Here is a 5,350-nt window from a genome sequence, read left to right as displayed (position 1 = left end):
AAAATCTGGGTTAGAAAAATTTTCGCGGTGTCGTCGCCCTGAGCAGTTATCAACATGTGCAAGCTGATGAGAGATTGGGTCCTGTGAGAGAGGTGGGTGCTCCATGAAATCATCGCCAGCCAAAAGTGATTCGCACTTTGAAGTCCCTCCCGAGAAGCGGCCCCGTCACATAGCGGCGATCATGGACGGGAACGGGCGCTGGGCTCAGCGCCGTGGTCTCCCGCGGATTGAAGGGCATCGCCATGGTGTAGCGGCTGTGAGACGCACTGTGGAGGAGTGCGTGCGGCTGGGGATTGAATATCTCACGCTTTATTGCCTTTCCAGCGAGAACTGGAAAAGGCCCAAGGGCGAACTCGAATTTCTCCTGCGACTGTTGGAGCAATACATCGTTGAGGAACGTCAGACCTTTCTGGAGAACAACGTCCGTGTGGTGGTTATCGGAAAAAGGGAAGGCATTCCTTCTCAGGTGCAGCGGGAGATCGACAAAACGATCGAAATGACGGCTGATCAAACCGGGCTGTGTCTGTGTTTGGCAGTCAACTATGGGGGACGGGCCGAGATTCTCGATGCGGTCCGCGCCATTGCCACGAAGGTGGCCGAAGGACAGCTCAGTCCGAAAGATATCGACGAAGCAACCTTCTCCGCCCATCTTTACACGGCCGGGATGCCCGATCCTGATTTGCTGATTCGAACCGCCGGTGAACTGCGGGTCAGTAACTTTTTACTTTGGCAAATCAGTTACGCGGAGCTTTGGGTGACCGACGTCTGCTGGCCGGATTTTGATGAAAACCTCCTGCGACAGGCCATCCGCGATTACGCCCGACGGGTGCGCCGGTTTGGAGGATTGGCGGTTACTCCAAGTTGATCACAGGAAGCGATCGACCGCATGTCGTGATGATTTGATTTCCCGAGGCGGGGAACAATTTTCTCGTGGCCCGCTTGCTTTATTCCAGTTCCACCTCGTCCATGTATTCCGGAACGCTTGCCCGCCATCCGAACTGGTTGCGGATCGTTTCGGCGAAAGCCAGCGACGCGTTTTCTTCGCCGTGGGTAACGAACACCGATTTTGGTGGTTGCTTGATTTCCGAGAGCCAGCTCAGCAGGGCCGGCCGATCGGCGTGACCGGAAAGACCGTGGATTTGCTCGATCCGGGCACGAGTTGGCCACTCCTTGCCGTGGATTCGAACCTGAGGATTACCGTCAAGTATTTGCCGTCCCAGCGTTCCCCTCGCCTGGTAGCCCACAAACAGGATGGTCGATTCCGGCCGGACGATGTTGTGCCGCAGATGAAACTTGATTCGTCCTGCGGTGCACATTCCCGATGTCGCCATAATGACGGAGGGAACAGTCATGGTGTTGACCTGTTTCGACTCCTCCACTGTGGAAACGAGGTGCAGGTTGGGGAAATTGAACGGTGATTCATCCGCATCAATGAGCGCCTGCGTCTCCTCATCAAGACATTCCCGATGGCGTCGAAATACCTCGGTGATGCGTACCGCCATGGGGCTGTCCAGAAAAATCGGCAGGGGCGGGAGTTTACCTTCGCGGTACAGGCGACTGAAGTAGAAGAGGAGTTCCTGTGCCCGTTCAAGGGCGAAAACAGGGATGACGACGTGGCCTCCTCGGGCCGAGGTTTCTTTGACCACTCGCGTAAGCTGTTCCATGACGCTCGGGCCGTGATCGTGCTCGCGATCACCGTAGGTGGACTCTATGATCAGGTAGTCAGCCTGGTCGATGGTTTCGGGATCCCTGAGAATAGGGCGGTCCCGCATGCCCAGATCGCCGGAAAAGACGATCCGCCGCCGCCGACCGTTTTCCACTGCATCAAGCACGAGAAATGCGGAGCCAAGCACGTGACCGGCGTCCAAAAAGCGTACGGTGACTCCGTTTAACTGAATCGGTTCGTGATAAGGAATCGGCTGGAAATACGGCAAGGCCCGCTCCACATCGGTTTCATCGTAGAGAGGAATTTCCGGATGTTTGCCGGTGCGACCTTCCTTGCGGTGGCGCTTCTTTTTGTAGGCGGCATCTTCCACCTGGATATGGGCTGAATCGCGGAGGATGATCTCGGCAAGATCGGCTGATGCGGCCGTCGTGTAAATCTTCCCGCGGAATCCTTCGCGAACCAGTTTGGGGATCAGGCCGCAGTGATCCAAATGGGCATGTGTGAGAAGGAGCGCATCAATTTCTCTGGGGGGAACAGGCAGGGAGTCCCAGTTGCGATCGAGATACTGTCGTTCCTGGAACATGCCGCAGTCGATAAGAAGCCGTGTTTGTCCTATTCGCAGATAGTACTGCGACCCTGTGACCTGCCTGTTTGCGCCAAGAAATTGAAGTTTCACGGGGATCCTCGACGAGTGCTCACACGGGACTGCGTGACTGAACGATCAACACCCGCTGACCATTGTTAACACGGGACATCCGGCTCTCTATAGAAACAATCGGCAGGAGCAAGACGCAACTTGCTCTTGCCGAACGCTTGAGTTGATACGCCCGATGGTACCACATATGTTCACCCAGCGGTCGGGCGGACGCTCCTTTCCAATTTAGCTTACGGAACCAGACGGGACCAACCCGGGGACATCCAGGTGTCCGGATTGCCGAAAAAGCTCCTGCCCGCAAGAGACCGGCCTGGACGCACTCATTCGGCGACCAGATAAGTCGGGCTGTCGGTCACCTGTATGGCAACCGGCTGGGATGTAACCTCAAGCACGCCTTTATCTTGCCCCAACCAGTCTGTCACGTGGTAGCGTCCCCGCGGTATCGGCAATCGGACGGTAACCGTTCTGCCGTCCTCCTGACACCAGGCGGCGACGGCCGGCCTCTGGTCTTTTTCAAAAAGGAGCGCCCAGCAGGGGCCCCCATCACCTCCCTCAGCTTGCAAAGTTTTCACAAATCGGAAACCCTGGAGTACCCGAGACAGTGTTTGCGCCGCCCGGTAGGCAGGTTTGGGGTCATACACGGGATCCCGCCCCGCATGATAGGGATGGGCAACGATTCCGAAATGGTGTTCGGGCTCTTTTGGGTCCGGGCCGTCGTCGTGCCAGTCGTACCAGATTGAGACCGGGATCCCCGCACTGATGTTGATGAGCCACTGGCGGGGCAGATACTTCCCCTGTCGCGTTTCATCGTAGTTTTTCCATACAGCCGAATACCCCCACTCTCCGGAAATAATGGGGATTTTTTTACCGGCTGGGGCGTATTGATCGATGAGCTGACGCAGTTTTTCATACTCAGGAAGAACGGTTTCGGGGGGCGTCTGCCGATAAGGGTGCACCGAAACGGCATCCCAGTATTCCAGTAGCCCGCCCTGGAAACAGGCTTCCAGGAACTTCAGATCGATCCGCGATGTGGCGGGACCTATGTACAGTTCTTCCGGAGTTTCTCGACGAAGGGCTTTACCGACTTCCACGGCCAGTTTGATGTAATCCTGCACGTTGGGCTCGGGTTTCCAGAATCTGATGTTGGGCTCGTTGTACATCTCCCAGAGAATGCCCTTGCCACGAAAATGTTTGGCGGCCGCCGCTGCCCAGCGTGCGAAGGCTTGACGCCCTTCGTCGGTGTGGGGGGCCAGGCCGTCGTCATAGAGGGGATTGCCGTAATCGAGGATAAAGAGGGCACGAATGCCGTGCTTTTCCAGCGAGTTCATCAGCCGCTCGTAGGCTGAGAAATCGTATTCTCCTCGCTTTCGTTCGGTCGCCGCCCAGGTAAAATCCATGCGGATCCATTTGACTCCGGAAGCAGCCAGCATCTCCATTTCGCCCGGGCGGGCATCCGTGAAGTGAATGTTGACTCCGAAACCCTGAGACACCACCGGCGGCGGGAACTTTTCTTCCGCTGCGCTCGGGTGCAGTGCTCCGACCAGAATACTGCCCAACACTGTCAGCCGCAGGAGCGATCGAACAAGAAACGAAACGGAACTGGTGCGTTGCATGGTGAGTGCTCCTCCATTCTGGAGAACCTTGTGGAGCCGCGACTTGCGTGGGTGGGTTCTTCCCGAGTATATTTTGGACCGACTAAAAAATCTGCTTCGCCTTGCGGCGGGCCCTTCCTTTTAACTTTAGGATGACGGACTTGCGGTAAGCCCTGTCCGACGCTGGCCCGTTGGATAGAGGCGGGACCGCCCTGTGTGGAAGATTTTATTATCACTGCTTCAAAGAGGATCGTGCAATGGCTGAGCTATCGCGACGCAGCTTTCTGAGAGCAGGAACCGCCGCCGTTTGTGCGGCGCACGGAACTGGCTGGCTCACAGCACGCGCGAGTGAGTATCTGGCCGCGGCAGAGAGCCAACTTCACGTAGCCACGAACGTGTATCCATGGTTCACTTTTTACCGCCGGGAGAAGAAAGACTTCAACGCCGACCTGGACGCGGGCCTGGCAGAGATTGCGGCTGCCGGCCTGGATGGTTTCGAGCCCATTCTCAACACTTCGGAGGACGTGGACAGGTTGGCACCCCTGCTGGAAAAACACCATCTGGAGATGCGGTCGTTTTACATGAATACTGTGCTTCACGATCCACAGGCAGCCGACCAGTCCATCGAGCGCGTCCTTGCGGTTGCGGAAAAGGCACGGTCGCGTCTGGGAACTCGGTTTGTCGTTACCAATCCCAGCCCGATCTCCTGGAATCGGCAGGAACCGAACATCGACAAGAACGACGAACAACTGGAAATCCAGGCGCGCGCCCTGGACCGGTTGGGCGCGGCTCTGAAAGAACGCGGTCTGAGGCTGGCGTACCACAACCACGACATGGAACTTCGCATGGCGGCGCGAGAGTTCCACCATATGATGCTGGCCACCAACCCCGAGAATGTGGGTTTGTGTCTAGATGCGCACTGGATTTACCGGGGGTCGGGCAATTCGCAGGTGGCCCTGTTCGACGTGATCAAACTTTACGGGCCTCGGGTGTGCGAGCTGCACCTCCGTCAATCGCAGGATGGAGTTTGGACCGAAGCCTTTGGTCCGGGTGATATCGACTACGTTCGTCTGGCAAATGAGCTCAAGCGATTGGGCGTGCGTCCGCATCTTGTGCTCGAACAGGCTGTGGAACAGGGATCTCCCAACACGATGGGAGCCCGCGAGGCTCACCAGAAAGGGCGGGAATACGTCCTCAAGCTGTTTGGCGGGTGATGCGACTTGAACGGGGCGCAGCGAACGGGGCTCGTCGCTGCGGGGGGCGAAACGTCGTGCCAGGTTGTCTGGCCTTTTTGATCGGGACGAAGGGTTCTGTCGGGTAAATCGGAGCGGTTATCGCGGCCGGGATCAGCCGGGAGCCGCGACGGTTGGGCGTCTTGCTTCCGGGAGGAGAGACAATGGGAACGGTCAAGACGATGAATCGCTGGTGGGTTGTCCT

At 57.3% G+C, this 5,350-nt stretch carries 4 protein-coding genes; 2 read left to right on the top strand and 2 right to left on the bottom strand.

From position 1 onward, the window contains the following. The first annotated feature begins 103 nt into the window (after window positions 1–103). The gene (locus tag H5U08_RS09410; protein WP_297032420.1) at window positions 104–865 is read left to right on the top strand and encodes an isoprenyl transferase; all 762 of its coding nucleotides are present in this window, start codon (window positions 104–106) and stop codon (window positions 863–865) included. 79 nt (window positions 866–944) lie between these two features. On the opposite strand, the gene H5U08_RS09405 is transcribed toward H5U08_RS09410, so the two are convergent. Beyond that, a complete protein-coding gene (locus H5U08_RS09405) occupies window positions 945–2,342 on the bottom strand; it encodes an MBL fold metallo-hydrolase (protein ID WP_297032418.1) in 1,398 nt (465 codons plus the stop codon). Between the two features lie 299 nt (window positions 2,343–2,641). Further along, the gene (locus H5U08_RS09400) at window positions 2,642–3,934 is read right to left on the bottom strand and encodes a cellulase family glycosylhydrolase (RefSeq protein WP_297032417.1); all 1,293 of its coding nucleotides are present in this window, start codon (window positions 3,932–3,934) and stop codon (window positions 2,642–2,644) included. A 236-nt stretch (window positions 3,935–4,170) separates the two neighbouring features. On the opposite strand from H5U08_RS09400, the gene H5U08_RS09395 reads away from it, so the two are divergent. Beyond that, window positions 4,171–5,127, top strand: a complete 957-nt coding sequence (locus H5U08_RS09395) for a sugar phosphate isomerase/epimerase (protein ID WP_297032414.1) — start codon at window positions 4,171–4,173, stop codon at window positions 5,125–5,127. Window positions 5,128–5,350 lie beyond the last annotated feature (223 nt).

The sequence above is a fragment of the Thermogutta sp. genome (assembly GCF_014359955.1).
Lineage (GTDB): Bacteria > Planctomycetota > Planctomycetia > Pirellulales > Thermoguttaceae > Thermogutta.
This window is presented reverse-complemented; position numbering and strand designations above follow the sequence as displayed.

Coding starts and splice junctions, on each gene's coding strand:
- H5U08_RS09410 (WP_297032420.1), top strand. CDS start 104: ATGAAATCATCGCCAGCCAAAAGTGATTCGCACTTTGAAGTCCCTCCC.
- H5U08_RS09400 (WP_297032417.1), bottom strand. CDS start 3,934: ATGCAACGCACCAGTTCCGTTTCGTTTCTTGTTCGATCGCTCCTGCGG.
- H5U08_RS09395 (WP_297032414.1), top strand. CDS start 4,171: ATGGCTGAGCTATCGCGACGCAGCTTTCTGAGAGCAGGAACCGCCGCC.